Annotated in this window: 16 protein-coding genes; 7 read left to right on the top strand and 9 right to left on the bottom strand. The window is 46.7% G+C overall.

Annotated elements, in window-relative coordinates:
• Nucleotides 1-78 precede the first annotated feature (78 nt).
• The 3 genes from QMY49_RS18945 to QMY49_RS18935 are packed head-to-tail and all read left to right on the top strand — an operon-like array spanning nt 79 to nt 2,241.
• Nucleotides 79-1,026 carry a sugar kinase gene (locus QMY49_RS18945; RefSeq protein ID WP_283316060.1) on the top strand — a complete coding sequence of 316 codons (948 nt, stop codon included), beginning with the start codon at nt 79-81 and terminating at the stop codon, nt 1,024-1,026.
• A complete protein-coding gene (locus tag QMY49_RS18940; protein ID WP_005449927.1) occupies nt 1,019-1,660 on the top strand; it encodes a bifunctional 4-hydroxy-2-oxoglutarate aldolase/2-dehydro-3-deoxy-phosphogluconate aldolase in 642 nt (213 codons plus the stop codon). The genes QMY49_RS18945 and QMY49_RS18940 overlap by 8 nt, the downstream gene beginning before the upstream one ends.
• Complete coding sequence (locus QMY49_RS18935; RefSeq protein WP_005449929.1) at nt 1,660-2,241, top strand: DJ-1/PfpI family protein; 582 nt, start codon at nt 1,660-1,662, stop codon at nt 2,239-2,241. Before QMY49_RS18940 ends, QMY49_RS18935 begins: the two co-directional genes overlap by 1 nt.
• A 73-nt stretch (nt 2,242-2,314) precedes the next feature.
• On the opposite strand, the gene QMY49_RS18930 is transcribed toward QMY49_RS18935, so the two are convergent.
• Nucleotides 2,315-3,127 carry an AraC family transcriptional regulator gene (locus tag QMY49_RS18930; RefSeq protein WP_005449931.1) on the bottom strand — a complete coding sequence of 271 codons (813 nt, stop codon included), beginning with the start codon at nt 3,125-3,127 and terminating at the stop codon, nt 2,315-2,317.
• A gap of 136 nt (nt 3,128-3,263) precedes the next feature.
• On the opposite strand from QMY49_RS18930, the gene QMY49_RS18925 reads away from it, so the two are divergent.
• From QMY49_RS18925 to QMY49_RS18910, 4 genes are all read left to right on the top strand, one after another.
• The gene (locus QMY49_RS18925) at nt 3,264-4,835 is read left to right on the top strand and encodes a sulfatase-like hydrolase/transferase (RefSeq protein ID WP_283316056.1); all 1,572 of its coding nucleotides are present in this window, start codon (nt 3,264-3,266) and stop codon (nt 4,833-4,835) included.
• A 55-nt stretch (nt 4,836-4,890) separates the two neighbouring features.
• A complete protein-coding gene (locus tag QMY49_RS18920; RefSeq protein ID WP_005449936.1) occupies nt 4,891-5,247 on the top strand; it encodes a YidH family protein in 357 nt (118 codons plus the stop codon).
• Entirely contained in the window at nt 5,231-5,548 is a 318-nt protein-coding gene (locus tag QMY49_RS18915) for a DUF202 domain-containing protein (protein WP_049535243.1), read from the top strand. Before QMY49_RS18920 ends, QMY49_RS18915 begins: the two co-directional genes overlap by 17 nt.
• Before the next feature lie 649 nt (nt 5,549-6,197).
• The gene (locus QMY49_RS18910; RefSeq protein WP_005449940.1) at nt 6,198-6,827 is read left to right on the top strand and encodes a putative adhesin; all 630 of its coding nucleotides are present in this window, start codon (nt 6,198-6,200) and stop codon (nt 6,825-6,827) included.
• Nucleotides 6,828-6,882: 55 nt separating this feature from the next.
• Here the strand turns inward: QMY49_RS18910 and QMY49_RS18905 are convergent, their stop codons facing one another.
• From QMY49_RS18905 to QMY49_RS18870, 8 genes are all read right to left on the bottom strand, one after another.
• Complete coding sequence (locus QMY49_RS18905; protein ID WP_005429015.1) at nt 6,883-7,278, bottom strand: hypothetical protein; 396 nt, start codon at nt 7,276-7,278, stop codon at nt 6,883-6,885.
• 67 nt (nt 7,279-7,345) lie between these two features.
• Nucleotides 7,346-9,397: a glycoside hydrolase family 3 protein gene (locus QMY49_RS18900; RefSeq protein ID WP_283316051.1), complete on the bottom strand. Its 2,052-nt coding sequence runs from the start codon at nt 9,395-9,397 to the stop codon at nt 7,346-7,348.
• A 317-nt stretch (nt 9,398-9,714) separates the two neighbouring features.
• Nucleotides 9,715-10,239 carry a YgjV family protein gene (locus QMY49_RS18895; RefSeq protein ID WP_283316048.1) on the bottom strand — a complete coding sequence of 175 codons (525 nt, stop codon included), beginning with the start codon at nt 10,237-10,239 and terminating at the stop codon, nt 9,715-9,717.
• A 328-nt stretch (nt 10,240-10,567) separates the two neighbouring features.
• On the bottom strand, nt 10,568-11,197 hold the full coding sequence (locus QMY49_RS18890) for a bifunctional 4-hydroxy-2-oxoglutarate aldolase/2-dehydro-3-deoxy-phosphogluconate aldolase (protein WP_005429019.1): 630 nt from the start codon (nt 11,195-11,197) through the stop codon (nt 10,568-10,570).
• 9 nt (nt 11,198-11,206) lie between these two features.
• Nucleotides 11,207-12,184, bottom strand: coding sequence for a sugar kinase (locus tag QMY49_RS18885; protein ID WP_283316044.1), 978 nt, complete (start codon nt 12,182-12,184; stop codon nt 11,207-11,209).
• A gap of 3 nt (nt 12,185-12,187) precedes the next feature.
• Nucleotides 12,188-13,600, bottom strand: a complete 1,413-nt coding sequence (gene uxaC, locus QMY49_RS18880) for a glucuronate isomerase (RefSeq protein WP_283316043.1) — start codon at nt 13,598-13,600, stop codon at nt 12,188-12,190.
• A gap of 12 nt (nt 13,601-13,612) precedes the next feature.
• On the bottom strand, nt 13,613-15,076 hold the full coding sequence (locus tag QMY49_RS18875) for a mannitol dehydrogenase family protein (RefSeq protein WP_074051886.1): 1,464 nt from the start codon (nt 15,074-15,076) through the stop codon (nt 13,613-13,615).
• A gap of 95 nt (nt 15,077-15,171) precedes the next feature.
• Nucleotides 15,172-16,473: a TRAP transporter large permease gene (locus QMY49_RS18870; protein WP_005449959.1), complete on the bottom strand. Its 1,302-nt coding sequence runs from the start codon at nt 16,471-16,473 to the stop codon at nt 15,172-15,174.
• Between the last annotated feature and the right edge of the window lie 6 nt (nt 16,474-16,479).

The raw sequence follows: 16,479 nt of genomic DNA, 5'->3' as shown, positions 1-16,479 counted from the left end.
CTGCACTCGCAGGCATTTTCTTTCTGATTTTATTCCCGAGCTTCTTTCGGAATTGTTACGTTACTTTCGGTGTTTTCGATGAAAAAAATAGCCTTGATCGGCGAATGTATGATCGAGCTCAGTGGGCAGCCTTTTGGGCAAATGACTCAGAGCTATGGTGGTGACACATTAAATACTGCGGTTTATCTCAGTCGCCTAAATCCTGATTTAAAGCCTGCCTATATCACGGCGCTAGGTGAAGATTCGATTTCTCAACACATGGCAGAAAAATGGCAAGTAGAAGGGATTGATACTCAATATGTATTGATTGACCCAGCACATCCAACCGGGCTTTACATGATCCAATTAGATGATGCTGGAGAGCGCAGTTTCGCTTATTGGCGACATCAATCGGCGGCGTCTCAATTACTCAAGCATGAGCAATTTTCAAAGATTGAACAAGCGCTTATGTCCTTTGATTTTCTTTATCTATCGGGCATCTCTCTTGCCATTTTAGATGACGAGGACCGAGCCAAACTTATCTCGATTTTGACTGATGCTCGTCACCGAGGGGCTCGAGTTATTTTCGATAGCAATTATCGTCCGAGTTTATGGAGCAGCAGGCTCGATGCTCAACATTGGTATCAAGCCATCGTCAACATCAGCGATTACTTATTGCTAACCAGTGATGATGAACAGGCTCTGTGGGGCGATAAAAGCCTTGAGACCACCATTCAACGACTCAATCAGCAAAGTAAAGCGGTCGTTGTTATCAAGCAAGGAGCGGACGGTTGCAGTGTCGGATCTTTAGCAAACTGGAACAATTCTGTGACCCATCATCCTGCTAGCTCGGTGGAAAAAGTGATTGATACCACCTCAGCTGGTGACTCGTTCAATGCAGGCTTTATTTGGGGAATAGGCGAAGGTTTAGAGCTCGGCACGTCATGTCAAATTGGCAACTTATTGGCTAGCAAAGTCATTCAATATAAAGGTGCCATTGTACCGTCACCAATAACTGATCTATTAAGAGACAAATTGTATGAATAATTTAGGTGCAAAACTTGCGTCTTATAAAGTAATTCCTGTCGTCGCGATTGAGCGCGCTGAAGATGTGCTCTCGTTAGGCAAAGCCTTATCTGACAATGGCTTGAACGTCATTGAAATCACGTTTAGAACCCCAGCTGCGGCGGAGGCTATCGCACTACTGAGCGTTGCTCAGCCTGATATGTATATTGGTGCTGGTACGGTTTTGGATGCAGAGCAAGTCGAGCAAGCGACTCTAGCTGGGGCGTCATTTATTGTAGCGCCGGGCTTTAACCCAGATACTTTGCAAGCGTGTGCTGCCAAAGGCATTCCATTTATTCCAGGCGTTTGTACTCCGAGTGAGTTGGAGCAAGCACGACAGCAAGGCGTTCGTTTAATGAAGTTTTTCCCTGCAGAGGCTGCAGGTGGTGTTGCCATGCTCAAAGCCCTTTCTGGTCCTTATAAAGATGTGCAGTTCATGCCAACTGGCGGGGTGAACGAAGGCAATATCAATCAGTACTTAGCGTTACCGAATACGGTGGCATGTGGTGGTACATGGATGGTGCCCCAATCATTAATTGAAAACCAAGACTGGGAAGAAATAGGGCGCTTAACGAGAGAAGCCGTGAAGGTGGTTAATCAACAGGAGAAGCAGTAATGGCGGAGACTAAACGTGTTGCCGTTTTATTAGCGGATGGTTTTGAAGAGGCAGAAGCGGTGGTCTTTATTGATATTATGCGCCGACTCAAAATTGAAGTGGACGTGTTATCGATACACGATCGCAAACCACTGAGCTCCTATTTCAAAACGTTGATTTCTGCAGACTACTTGCTGTCAGAAAAAAGTGCAGAGCTGTACGATGCGGTGATGATGCCGGGCGGTCCAATGGGCACGGACAATTTGACGTGCAGCAGCAAAGTGATTGAGTTTCTAAAAATACATATCGCAGAAGATAAGTGGATCTGTGCACTGTGTTCATCCGGTGCCAAAGTACTGGCAGCAAACAAGCTTCTAGGGCAGCACCATTACACAACGGGTGGTGGTCTAGAGAAGAACTTTTCTGATGGCGTATATGTTGATCAGCCTGTGGTTGTCGACGCTCCTTTCATCAGTGCGAAAGGGTTAGGGGTGAGCTTTGAGTTTGCTTTTACGGTTGCTGCGAAGCTGTTCCAAGACAACAAAGACGTTGATTGGCAAGCGGATCATATTTATTTCTCAAACTGGCCACTAAACCATTAGTGTCTGTTGACCTTTCGAATAGCCCCTAGTCATCCACGGTTAAGAGCTTAATACTCCACAAAACCTTTGCCCATCAGACTTCGTTTGCTTTTGATGGGCAAACACCAAACTGTTTTTTAAACGCGCGACTGAAATGGAAACTGTCGTTGAAGCCGAGTTCGAAAGCGACGCGTTTTACATTGGTTCCGGAGCGTTTGAGCATCATCATGCTCGCGTCGAGTTTCAGCTTCAGGTAGTACTGCTTTGGGGTCACGTTGAGGTATTTTAGGAAGAGTTTTCTTAAGTACTGTTCTGTATAGCCTGCTTCCTGCGCAAACTGCTTTATCGCAATATTCTCACCGATATTTTCACTCATTTTTGCCACGATTTCATGGACCGTTTTTTCTTGACTGGTCATAGATTTCGATTGGTCAATTAAGGTGAGCCATTTATAGAAAACAAACCCAAAGCCTGCGACTGCGGCATTGAGTTTTATCGGTGACTTAGAGGCAATAAGCGCTTTCACTTCCGAAAGAATGCTTGGGTAATCGTCGTTCTTTAATGCGATAGGCTCTTCAAAAGGAATCGGGGTTACGCCCTGCATCAAAAACTCGAACCAGTTTAGATTCCAAACGATTCCATTTGTCCAGTAACTATCGATGTTTCTACTGTCGATGAAGGTCACACTTGGTGCAGAAACCGTGAGAATTTTTCCGCTCTTCATCTTGATGCATCCACTGCCTTGGATGGTGTATACCGCCACAATAGCATTCGGAAGCATAGGCAACATACGGTCTCTTGGCCATTTGATGTGGTAGTTCATGTCGGCATGTACATCCCACATTGAGCGCAGCGTAATGCCACATGAATCTGCAGATTGTTCGATAAGGAGCGGCTGATTTTTCATTGTTTCGCTTTTTACATTCAACAGGGATTTTTACTATGGTTTATAGTACCAATCACGACTAACTTTAGGAATCAGTAGTCCGTGATAAGGCTTGAATAATAGAGCTCTATCACCTTTGCATATTTTTGAGGCCTAGATGATTTCTGATTTCTTAAACCCAAAAGAAAGAAAGGGCGCTTTCTATAGAAACGACCAACAACAGCCCAATATCGTGTTCATTACTGTCGATATGATTTCTGCGGATTGTTATCACCCCCAACGTCCGCTTTCTGGCGTGATCAATACGCCAAACATCGAGTCCATTGCCACGGAAGGTACTTCATTTAGTTCGGCATTTACTCCCAGCCCTTTATGCGGCCCGGCAAGGGCCGCTATTTTTACTGGCATGCACCCTCCCTATCTTTCAAACGGTGAACGTACCCCGGTAGGAATGAAGGTGGATCTCGAACTCGATGACATCATTTTCCAAGATTACCTAAAACGTGTCGGTTACTCCCTCAAACACTCAGGTAAATGTCACGTAGGTGTAGAGAAATTCGTTCGCACCTTTGGTGAAAACGTGCATGCTTGGGATCGCTGGGGACCACCAGTAGAAGACGATGATCGCTACCTAGCATACCTCGCGAATATGGGCGTACAGTTACCAAGATACCGCAAAGAGCTCCGTGGTTTACAGATTGATAAGTTGTCTCCTGCAAATTCATTTGGCGGTTGGATTGAACAGCAAGATGGCAGCGATTTCCCGTTAGATGCGCATTACTCAGTGTTCTTGGCGAAGTTGGCTGTGGAGCAAATAAAAGCATCGAAAATCCAAGCGCCAGCTAAGCCAATTTTCACTCAATTAGAATTCTTCGACCCTCATCAGCCTTATTCTGTGCCAAGTGGTTTAGAGGCGCGTTACGAGCAAATCAAAGCCGCCATTACCTTGCCTGACAGCTTTACCATGCAAGAAGAGGGCAACCCAATTTATGCACTCTACCAGCAATATTGGGGCATGTATGATGCAGAAGTGGCGAAGGACTATATTGCTTGTCATTTATTGCAAGTTGAGGTGGTGGATCACGCTATCGGTCACTTAACACGCTTCCTCAAAGAAGAAGGGCTATGGGATGAAACTGCAATTGTGTTCTCTGCTGATCATGGTGATATGAATGGTCGTATGGCGATGGCGGATAAAGGCTCGTATTTTCAGCCAGATATCTTCCGTATTCCATTGATGATTAAGCCACCTAAATCTCAGCAAACCATGTTGAAGCAATCCGATGAGACTGTTTCTGCGATTGATGTTGCGCCAACTATCCTCGGATTTGCAGGTATTGAAATTCCATCACAAATGGAAGGAGATAACTTGCTGAACGTGATGCAAGGTAAGGCTCGCCGTCCATTAACGCAGGTTTACCAAACGGGTGTACATGTCGGGTGTAATTACGGCTTCGGTTTTCAGGTAATGCTGGAAGGTAAACCTTATTTCTACGGTTATAGCGCAACCACGGGTTTTGAAGAATTGCATCATTTGGATAAAGATGATCAGTCCAACTTGTTCGATTTGGATGAGTATCAAATCCATAAAGAAGCGATTGTGTTGCAAGCGGCTCAGTTGTTGCAATCTGACCCTCGTTGGTCTGGCTACTGGTCGTCATATCGTCTGCATAACGCCCGTTACCTGCCATCAGCTGGTGGCGATATGCAAATGCTGAAACCACAATAAATAACTAAATGAGTGAGAGAGTGAGGAGGTACTCACTCTCTCTGATGCTTTGAGTATGTCTTGGAAAAAACAGGGGGAAGACCCCGACTATCGTTTTACACTTGCCAATGAGCGAACCTTTTTGGCTTGGGTACGCACCGCACTTGGCTTTTTTACCGCAGCTATTGCCGTAGACCAACTAGCCACAAGCCTTAACGATACCCTGTATAAGCCACTAATTTGCTTATCCTTATTGACGATTTCTATTCTTTGCTCAATTTTCGCTTACGCAAATTGGCGAGGGAATGAAATCGCCATGCGGCTAAATAATAACCTGTCTTATTCTCATGCCATTAAAGTAATACCGATCTTAATGGTGGTGGTGATTACCTTCTTGCTGAGCAGTATCTATCACGATGTCTTTGTTGGATGAGACCCAATTAAAAAGCGATGCCGGCCTGCAAGTTGAAAGAACGGTTTTATCTTGGCTGCGCACTTTGTTTGTGTCGGCTTTGATCGTGTTGTCGATCGCTAAGATATTGCATGGCTCAATTTCTTGGTTATTGGCAGTTTCTTTGGTTTGTGCCTGTTTAGCTTGCCGTTATGTCTATGCATCTGGTCTTTGCGTCGCGACTAGAGGAACCCGTTGGAAAGCGGGAAAGCATAAAGTGATTGCCACTTCTTTAGTTTTATCGGCGTTTTTCTATGGGCTCCATTTGCTTGAATTGATCTAACCTTTGCTGTCCTTTCGATGTTGAAAACAATCAAAAATGCCACTCGATGTTGAGTGGCACTCTTTAACGGGTATTCTTGAGCTACTTATTCCAGTGTGACTGCCTCGGCATCATGTGCACTATTTCGTTGATCATGACAGCAATGGGCGTGGTGTTCCTCATAACCATCATAAGCGCATTCACCGATACTGTTTCTCGGACACACAGAATATTGGCTTCGACCAATGAGCTCTGTTTGACATATTGGACAGTACTTTTCCATAGCAACCTCCCACAACTAACGATTGAAAATTTCGTCCGTAGACACGAGTACAAGAGTAATTTTAGACCCTAGATTATGACCGTGATGTGAAGGTTTTGTGTGCGGATGAGAGAGTATTCGCTGTCCTGACAGCACTCTGACAGAGTGCTGCGTAAGGTAAATTTTCATTTTTTGACCAGGATTCTGATTTCAAAAGAGAAAAGGCAATTTGAACTACGCTTATATACTTGATGCTTGGCTGTATGCCGCTCTATTTTTGCAGTGACTTTTAGAAGCCATATCACAAACATAATTATCCTCGTTCTGAACCAACCAGTTGGGTTATTTTCGCTGCTTATACTTAAGCTTCAATCCGTTGGTTGAACTAGTGAATATGGAGATAATAATATGCCAATGAAGGTACCTAAAAACGCGACATTTAAGAAACACGGTATTGGTAATCACCTTTACTTATGGTCAAAAGAGAAGGGAAAGCCAACCTCGGAACATTTGATCATTAGTGCCCATGGACGCACCTCTAGTAAGAGCCCAATCAAATTAGCCGCCAATGAGAATCTCCAGTTCTACTGTGAACATGGATACACGCAAGGCGGCAGCATGGATATTCGCAGGCTCGCTTCGGGTTATGTGAAGCCAAGGCAAATTATTACCAGCACTGATCTGGATAAAGATTATGACCTGACCAAGTATCAAAGTGCGGACGAGGCGGAAACTTACGCTTACATTGCGCAAGGCATGCATGACCTTGAATCGTATTATCGTGACGTGTTAAAGCTGAACGATGAGGTCGTTGAACAATTTCTGATGCAGCACAAAGGCACCGTTCAAATGGATGTATTGACCATTCGTAACCGTAGCTGCGGCACTCCACCAACCTTATTTGAAGCTCTCAAATTGCTCCAAGATAACGACATCAAATACAGCACCATCCATTGCTCGTTTTGTCGTGGATTACAAAACGGAACCAATTTTGGGCAGCAAAACCCTGTTCCTTTGGGTAAGTCGATCTTTGATTAGAGCCAAACAAGGTTTTGATAAATGTAAGGTCAGCTGTAGAGCTGACCTTTTTGGTTTAACAAGCCTCAGCGTGATGCTCTTGTTGAAAGCGAGAATCCTGTTTTGAATGTTTAGGTACAAAACAGAGTTTGTCTGCGGACATCTTCAAACCATTTTGCATCTTGATATGAGTGACTGCCCAAATCACGCAACCGTGAGGGAGGTTGAACAGTGAACGGGTTTGAGTGAAAAGTACGCCATCATCATAAGCAGGTGTAACGTTGATAGCTTTACCTTGCCATGCCTGACGAACGCTTTTCACATCAATGTTCGGCACAATCAGTGAGAGCATTTCTGGCTCAACATCCTTGACGACTTTGAGGCAAATGCGGCATCCATCGTAGTATTGCTCCACCCAAACTTTATGGGGAATGCTTTGGTCAACCCAGTCTAACTGCAGTATGTGTTCCATGGTTTATTCCTCAGGTAGATCCAACAAAGGCAGCGCCGAGACACCGCCTAGTTAGGTGGGTAAAAGGTTATTCGTAACTTAGCCCGTGACCGAATTCGTACAAGGTGTCTGCTTCGTCATAACCCGGATAGTCAGAGTGCTGGTTCAAAATCGCCTGCGCGCTGTTTGCCAGTGCAAATGGAAGCTTGCCTTGAGGAGCAAAGTTGCCTGAAAGGACTTCCATTAAGTTGCTGTCTGATACACCGAAGGTGGCTAAGATTGCACCCGACTTTTTCATGTTACTTGCATCATCCAGTACAAACGGTTGACGGAAGTTAATTGAAAGCACGGTATTCTCTGCGCCAATTTCATTCATGACGGCTTGGATATCGGTCAGACTTGGCTCAATTTTCCAAGATGCTGCGGTTGCCATTTGGCTAAATGCCAACAGGTCGAGTTCATCTGGGTTTGCACCACCAAAGATAAGCTCAGGGTCCGCACCTTCATTGGAAACGCGCACGCGAATAACGGCGTAATCGGTGCCTGCTGGTACTGGTGGGCGAGCTTCACCATCTTCATAATCACCTGAGGTCACATCAAAGCCATAGCGCTCGTCGCCAGCGATGGTTTCATCCATACCCATCACATAGAGCGAAACTGCTTTGTCGGCATTTGGTTTGGTGAGCGGCAGTGTCTTATCTGTATTTTGCAGCAGAACCACGGATTTCTTCTGAGCGTAGTCTGCACGTTCTTGATGTTCGGCGTTGCCTAAGATTTCTTGGGCTTTATCGACGTCCACATACGTGTTTTCAAATAATCCAAGTTGGAACTGCTCTTTGACAAGGCGAGTCACTGAAAGATCGACGCGCTCTTCGTCAATCAGTCCTTTGTTGACCAGATTGACGATGACGTCTTTATCATTAAAGCCAGAGAGAACGTCGACGCCCGCTTCGATTACCATTGCAACTTGTTCGTCGATGGTTTTATCTTCCACACCCCATGCTCGGTCGCCGATGATACCTGTATCGGAGTTGACGTTGCCGGTATAGCCCAGGTCACCACGCAGCAGATCGGTCACAATGCCTTTAGAGAAGGACATGCCCACATCATTTGGCATCCACTTTTGATCTACTGGTATCCCGTAATAAGGCATGATGGAAGAGGCACCAGCATCAATCGCGGCAATAAACGGGATCAAGTGATAATCAAAGTTGTCTTTTGGATAGACTTGGTTTTGCCCAAAGTCGTAGTGAGGATCACCGCCGTTTTCTTGAGGACCTCCCCCAGGGAAGTGTTTGATCGTAAGGGCGATACTGTCTTGGTCAATGGCTCCACCACCTTGTAGACCGTTGATCAAAGAGCGCATGATATCTGCCGCAAGATCTGCGTCTTCTGTAAAGGTCTCATGCACACGGTACCAACGAGGCTCTGTCGCCAAGTCCATCATGTAGCCATACATACTGCGCAAACCAATCGATGACCATTCTTCATTCATGATGCCCGCAAACTCTTCAATCAGTGCCATATCGCGAGTGGCTGCAAGTCCAGCTTCTTTTGGCCAAGCCGAGAATGCACCAGAAGAGACGTTGATACCCGCTTTTGCGGATGGGTCGATGTGGTTGCGTGCATTGGACTTAAATAGAGCAGGGATACCCATGCGGGTTTTCTCTCTCAGCTCTTGAACGCTATTCATGAAAGTCGCCGCTTCTTTAGGTGAAATCTGGCAGCCAGAGCGTCCGCTATCACAGTTTGGTGCGTTTTCTGGGGTCTCCACCACGTTGTTACGGAAGATAAAGCGGGTCATCTGAGCATCGGCGATCATGTCTTGACCTTTGCTTGTCACTACACCGCCTTCACCGGAATTTAGTGTGTCGATAAGCATCATGCCGGCTTTCTCTTCAAGCGTCATTCGGCTAACAAGATCAGCGGCGCGCTCTTCTGGTGTGAGACGCCAATCTTCAAACGGCTCTAACGTTCCGTTGCCATTAGAATCTCTAAATTGATAACCATCAACGCTGAGTACGTCGTGTACGCGAGAGAAGACTTCTGGTTGAATATAGCTGTTGTCATCGTCGGATGAATTACACCCTGCGAGAACAAGCGCCACTGCGATAGGAGTGAGTTGGGTAAGACGTTTCATGTCGCTGTCCTAATGTTGGTATAGTTGTTTTCCAGACCAATATTAGTAATTAGCGCAATTTTGGTTAACCAAAATAAATTAAACTGAAGATTTGGATCACCATATTTTTTATTTAGGTGATTTAACTCAATATATAATTAAAAATAGGTTGACCAAATTAAATGTGATCTTGGTTTTTTAGTCTATTTACTGTCATTTAAATTCTTTAAAATCAGTATTTTAAGTTTGTGTTATGTCGCTTCCAAATTCTATGTAACGCTATGGCTGTTATCGTTTGCTCCAAAATTATTACCAGGTGAGAAAAAGGGCTAAATACATTAGCCCTGATTTAAAGTTTGTGTCTGGTTATTATTTTTACTCGATTTATACAAGCGATATATGGTCAGTAAATTGGTGATGATAAAAGTACTCTCGACCAATGAACCACCGATAGAGCCAAGCCAAATATTGTGGCTGACCCAGCAGAAGGAATTAAACAAAATTAAGCTACGTAGAGTGATGCCTTGTTTGGAAAAGAGCGCCCAAGTGGCGACGGACGATCCGATTACCGTGAGTAGCTCAAAAAAGTGGGTGATGTTTGGTAGGGTCATCAGCCACATAAGAGCAATGAAGAACCACATCACTTTGCGTGATTGGGTTTTGGTTGAGGCGAAACTGCGAATGCCATTAATGATCACGCCAATGGCAGCGACGGTTGCGCCCATTAGGGTAAAGTGAATACCCATGATGAAACAAAACGCCATCATCTGATAGCGAAAGCGCATGTCGTCTTTTTGCCAGAATGCCATCACGCCAACCATAAACGCGATGCCACCAATGCCTTGTGCTAACCAGTTTTCCATTTATTTCCCTAGAGTGTTGCAAAGTCATCTCGTTAAGTGAGTAAGCGAATGAGCATCCTTCAAAGTTGCCGCCCTTATAGAGTTTGATTCACTCTGTGAGTAGATCCTGAATCACGCTCGTGCCTCGCTTTTCAGGATGACGAATAGGGAGATATTTGTCATATCGTCATTCCGACGAGCCTAGGCGAGATCAGGAATCTACTTACCGCGATAACCCAATCAATTGAGCCATGCTTTGAATGAATCAGCCCTCCACAAAGGGAGGGCTGGGCACTTTATCTAAATTGCTAAGGGGTAACCCAAGAGCCTTGAGATTACTTACCAATCATTACTCATTCACAAGTGCTACTGCTTCGCGAGTTAGGCGAGCAAGCTCTTCCCAGTTGCCCGCTTCGATCAGTTTCTTATCTACCATCCACGTACCACCACATGCCAATACGCGTGGGATAGCTAAGTAATCTTTGATGTTCGCAGGGTTAATGCCACCAGTAGGCATCAGTTCGATGTCGGTGTATGGCGCAAGCAGTGATTTCACCATGTTGATGCCGCCAGAGGCTTCCGCAGGGAAGAACTTCAACGTGGTTAATCCCATTTCCAGTGCGGCTTCAACTGTGCTTGGGTTGTTCACACCCGGTACGATATCAATCCCGATTTCTTGGCACGCTTTAACGGTGTTTGGGTTAAAGCCAGGCGATACGATAAAGGTTGCGCCTGCTTCTTTTGCTGCAATTGCTTGCTCGCGGTTCAGCACCGTACCCGCACCAATCAGCATGTCTGGCTGGGTTTCACGCAATAGGCGAATCGCTTCTGCAGCCGCTGCTGAACGGAAGGTGATTTCAGCTGCTGGTAGTCCGTTCTCTGCCAGTACTTTACCCAGTGGGATAATGTCTTCTGCTTTATCAATGGCGATAACAGGGATGACTTTCAGAGCTTTCAATTGTTCTTTAATACTAGACATGAGTGTTCCTTAAACGACGCCAAGCGCCGGTTGTGTGAATGCTTTGGGAATGATGGCACCGCGATGTTGAATCACAGCACCTGCCAGTGCGTTACCTCTTTGACATGAGGTCGCGAGATCGGCGCCAGCAAGGTATGCTGATAAAAAGCCACCATTGAATGAGTCGCCCGCTGATGTGGTGTCCACCACTTGAGCGACTGGTTGGGTCGGCACGGCTTGTGGAGCCAGAGCCGCGCTCGAACCCTGATTTGTTGAGTCTTGAACCAAGCAGCCATCTGCGCCGAGCTTGACGATGCATTTGCCTACGCCAAGAGAGGTAAGGCGTTCAATGGTTTGCTCTGGTGTTTCGTCACCCCAGATCAATTGCTCATCATCAAAAGTCACCAAGGCAACGTCCGTCAGTTGATACATGGCTTGGTACACATTTTTGACGGTTTGATTATCGTCTTGAGGCCATAGTGCTGGGCGGAAGTTACTATCAAAAGCGATTTCAACACCTTGGGCTTTCAGTTCGACCAATAAGTTGAGCAGTGAAATTCGGTCTTCTTCTGGCAAGATGGCTAAAGAGATACCGCTGAGAAACACCGCATCCACTTGAGTTAATGCTTGCTTAACCAGGTCAAAGTTAGGATGTTGAAGTAAGTAACGTGCTGCTGATTGATTGCGCCAATATAGAAACGTACGCTCGCCTTGGTCATCAAGCTGAATCAAATACAAACCCGGCGTGCGAATCTCATCGCGCAGCACTAAATCTGTTGAGATACCTTCGTCTTCCCAGCGAGTCAGCATGCCTGTACTGATCGGATCATTGCCAAGCGCCGTAACGTAAGAGATTTTAACTTCATCAGGTTTGCTATTGGCTTCGCAGCCGCGGCTCAAATAAACCGCAGCGTTGAGCGTATCCCCACCAAATGTTTGATGCATTGAGCCGAACGGTTTGCCATTCAGCTCAATCATACATTCACCAATAATGGCGATGTGCTTCATTGGTTACGCCCTCTCTTCAAAGTAGCGTTTTGCGTTACCAAAACAGATGTCTTCGACCATAGGACCAAGCAACGATAGGTCATTTGGAACTTCGCCGTTCTCTGCCCAACGACCGACCATGTCACACAAGATGCGACGGAAGTATTCGTGACGAGTGTAAGACAAGAAGCTGCGCGAGTCCGTTAACATGCCGACGAATTGGCTGAGCAAACCAAGTTGAGAAAGCTGTTCCATTTGGCGTTGCATGCCGTCTTTCTGATCGTTGAACCACCAACCTGAGCCAAACTGCACTTTGCCCGAGATGCCGCCACCTTGGAAGTTACCAATCATGGTCGCCATCATTTCGTTATCACGAGGGTTCAAACAGTAAAGGATGGTGCGAGGCAGCTCGTTGGTTTGGTCCATTTCATCCAATAGATGTGCTAGTTCAAAAGCAAATGGGCGATCGCCAATCGAGTCAAAGCCAGCATCAGCACCTAGTAGTTGGAACATGCGTGTGCTGTTGTTGCGTTGTGCGCCAATATGAAGCTGCATGACCCAGCCCAATTGTGCGTAGCGTTTGCCGAGCCAAACTTGAACTGCGGTAGAGAATTGCGCACATTCAAGCTCTGACAGTACTTCGCCACTCAAACGACGAGCCAGCAACGCATCTAAATCAGCTTCGCTTGGAATTGGCGCGTAACGGACGATCTCAATGCCGTGGTCTGCCGCACGACAGCCATGTGCATCGAAGTGTGCCAAACGTTTATCAAGCGCACTCAATAAATCATCAAAGCGGCGAATTTCAATGTCTGCTACTTCGCCCAGTTTGTGCATGTAATCCGCAAACACGTCCAATTCAATCTTGAACGCTTTATCCGGACGCCAACTCGGCAGTACTTTAACGTTAAAGGTGTCGTCTTCTGCGATCGCTTTGTGGTGTTCTAGTGAATCGATAGGGTCATCGGTCGTGCCCGCCATTACGACGTTCATTTGCTGCATGATGCCGCGAGCTGTGAACTCAGGTGTCGCAAGCAGCTCATTACATTGATGCCAAATTTGGTCTGCTGTGTCTGGGCTAAACAGCGTATTGGTAATGCCGAATGGGCGACGCAGTTCTAGGTGCGTCCAGTGGTAAAGCGGGTTGCCCAAGGTTTGAGGTACCGTCTTCGCCCACGCCATGTATTTGTCGTAATCGCTCGCATCACCCGTAATCAAACGCTCTTCAATGCCTGCCGAGCGCATACCACGCCATTTGTAGTGATCGCCTTCAAGCCAGATTTGACCCAAGTTATCGAACTGACGATTTTGCGCCACTTCCGCTGGGTTTAGGTGGCAGTGGTAATCATAAATTGGCTGGTGGAACGCATGCTCATGGTACAAATGACGTGCAGTTTCGTTTGAGAGTAAAAAGTCTTCACACAAGAAATTCTTCATCGTTAACTCCTATTACAACGCAGCGACAGTGGCACGAGCACCGTTATCGATTAGAGATTGGTAAGCACTGCTCACCGCATCAATCACTTGTGGGTTTTGACCAAGCTCTGCAGGGAAGATGGCTTCAACAGCGAGCAACGCTGGCACAACAGAAACGTTCAAGCCGTGCTGGTCGCAGATCTGACGTAGTGTCTCTGCCATCGGATCGCGAACATCAATATCGTTGCCTTGCTCGTCCACGCCAGATACGTAGCGCATCCAACCTGCAATTGCTGTTGCCAACCAAGAGAAGTTAGAACCTTGAGCAAGATGGAATCGTAAGCTGCCACCCATGCGTTGTGGGATCTTCTGGCTGCCATCCATCGCGATTTGCCATGTTTTGTGTTTCAAGCTCGGGTTAGTGAAGCGCTCGATAAGCAGCTTGGCGTAGCCTTCTAAATCGGTGCCTTCTGGCATGGTCAGCGAAGGGGCTTGTGCTTGCATCATCATATCGAATGCCGCTTTGCGGTAGCCTTCATCTGTCATGGTGTCAGAGATGTGCGCGTAACCGCCAAGGTAACCTAGGTAGGCTAGGAACGAGTGGCTACCATTTAGCATGCGCAGCTTCATTTCTTCGTAAGGCACAACGTCGGCAACAAATTCTGCGCCAGCCACGTTCCAATCCGGGCGACCTGCCACGAAGTTATCCTCGATAACCCATTGGCGGAAAGGTTCACAAGCGATGCCACATGGGTCTTCACAGCCAAGTAGCTCAGCGATTTCAGTCAGTGTCTCTTCGGTTGCTGCTGGCACAATGCGGTCAACCATGGTGCAAGGGAAGGTAACGTTGGTTTCAATCCAGTCACACAATTCTGGGTCGAGCAGTTGAGCGAACTCAAGTACCGCTGCTTTTGCTACGTGACCGTTCTCTTGCACGTTATCGCAAGACATCACGGTAAATGGCGTCAGACCGCGTTCACGGCGCATCTTCAGTGCTTGCACGATGTAACCCAATGCTGATTTTGGCTCAGTTGGGTTGGCAAGGTCAGCAATGACTAGCGGATTGTTTTTATCAAGCGTGCCCGTCGCTGGGTCAGCGCAGTAGCCTTTCTCGGTAATCGTCATTGAAACGATCGCCACTTGTGGCTCTGTCATTTTTTCTAACACCGCTTGAATGCTGTCGAGGCTTGGGTGGAGTGATTCGGTCACTGAGCCAATCACTTTTACCTCTGTCGATCCTGCGCCTTTTTCTGCCACTGTATAGAGGTGGTCTTGTGCGCGCAGCGATTGAATTAACTCTTCACCACCAAATAGGTTGATTTCGCAAATGCCCCAATCCGAGCCTGTTTTGCTTAGCATTTCATTGGTGAATAGAGCTTGGTGCGCTCGGTGGAATGCACCAAAACCAAGGTGAACAATGCGGCTTTTAAGCGTTGAGCGGTCGTAGTCCGGAAGCAGAACGTGGTCATTCAGAGTGGAATTCGAAATAGTCTTCATTTTGGTATCCCTTTTCCCGCAGGCGAACCTGCGGGATGGTTTATTTTAATCATTCGAATCTAGAGATCGTAACTCTAGAGCTTGTCACTAAGCGCTTAGTAGCCAAGAACAAGGTTAGGCAAGAACAGGCTTAGTTCAGGAATAAAGGTCACTGCCATTAGTGCCGCAATCAGTGCAACGTAGAATGGAAGTAGAGGCTTAATCACTTTGTCGATGGCAACGTTCGCCACAGAACAACCGATGAACAACGCGCTACCTACTGGTGGGGTACAGATACCGATAGCCAAGTTGAACGTCATCATGATGCCGAAGTGCACTGGGTCGATGCCCATATCCAGCGCGATTGGTAGGAAAATTGGCGTAAAGATCAGTACCGCTGGTGTCATATCCATGAAGATACCAACAATCAGCAGAATGATGTTGATGATCAGAAGAATCATCAGAGGGTTATCTGAAATAGCCAGTAGAGCGTCTGCGATCATGTAAGGAATATCAGCGTTTGCCATTGCCCAAGACATACCCATAGATGCGCCAACCAACAGCAATACGATAGAGGTGGTGACTGCAGATTCTAGGATGATCTTAGGAAGGTCTCGCCATTTCACTTCACGGTAAATCAGTACTGCAAGGGCGAAGGTGTACACCACCGCGATAGCTGAGGCTTCTGTTGCGGTGAAGATACCGCCGATAATGCCACCCATGATGATCACAATCAGTGCCAGAGATGGCGCTGCTTTTAAGAACGTATCCCAAACCATTGCAAGAGAAGGGCGTGCTGCGATTGGGTAACCACGACGTTTCGCAATAATGCCTGCCACTACCATGATGCTCAGACCCATCAAGATGCCAGGAATGTAACCCGCTAGGAACAATGCTGCGATAGACGTACCACCAGACACTAATGAGAACACGATCAGTGTGTTACTTGGTGGGATCAACAAACCAGAAGGACAAGACGTAATGTTTACTGCGGCAGAGAAGTTTTCATCGTAACCGTCTTTCTTTTGCAGTGGAGACATAGTACCGCCAACCGCTGCAGCAGACGCAACCGCTGAGCCAGAAATAGAGCCAAACATCATGTTCGCCATCACGTTTACGTGTGCTAGAGAACCAGGAAGACGGCCACCTAAAACTTTAGCAAAGTTAATCAGGCGAAGTGCGATACCGCCTTGGTTCATGATGTTGCCCGCCAAGATAAAGAACGGGATTGCCAATAGGGCGAAGTTATCGAGACCTGCCGCCATACGCTGCGCCACAACGGCGATAGCAGGCTCTAACGGTAAGCTCATTAAAATGGTCGCTAACGACGACAAGCCGATAGCAAAAGAGACCGGTACACCAATCGCAAGCAGGACTGCGAAGCTACCGAATAGGGTAAGAATTAATTGCCATTCCATTGTGGA

Source organism: Vibrio harveyi, from assembly GCF_030060435.1.
GTDB lineage: Bacteria > Pseudomonadota > Gammaproteobacteria > Enterobacterales > Vibrionaceae > Vibrio > Vibrio harveyi.
The sequence above is the reverse complement of the archived record's forward strand: the minus strand, read 5'-3'. Positions and strand labels throughout refer to the sequence as shown.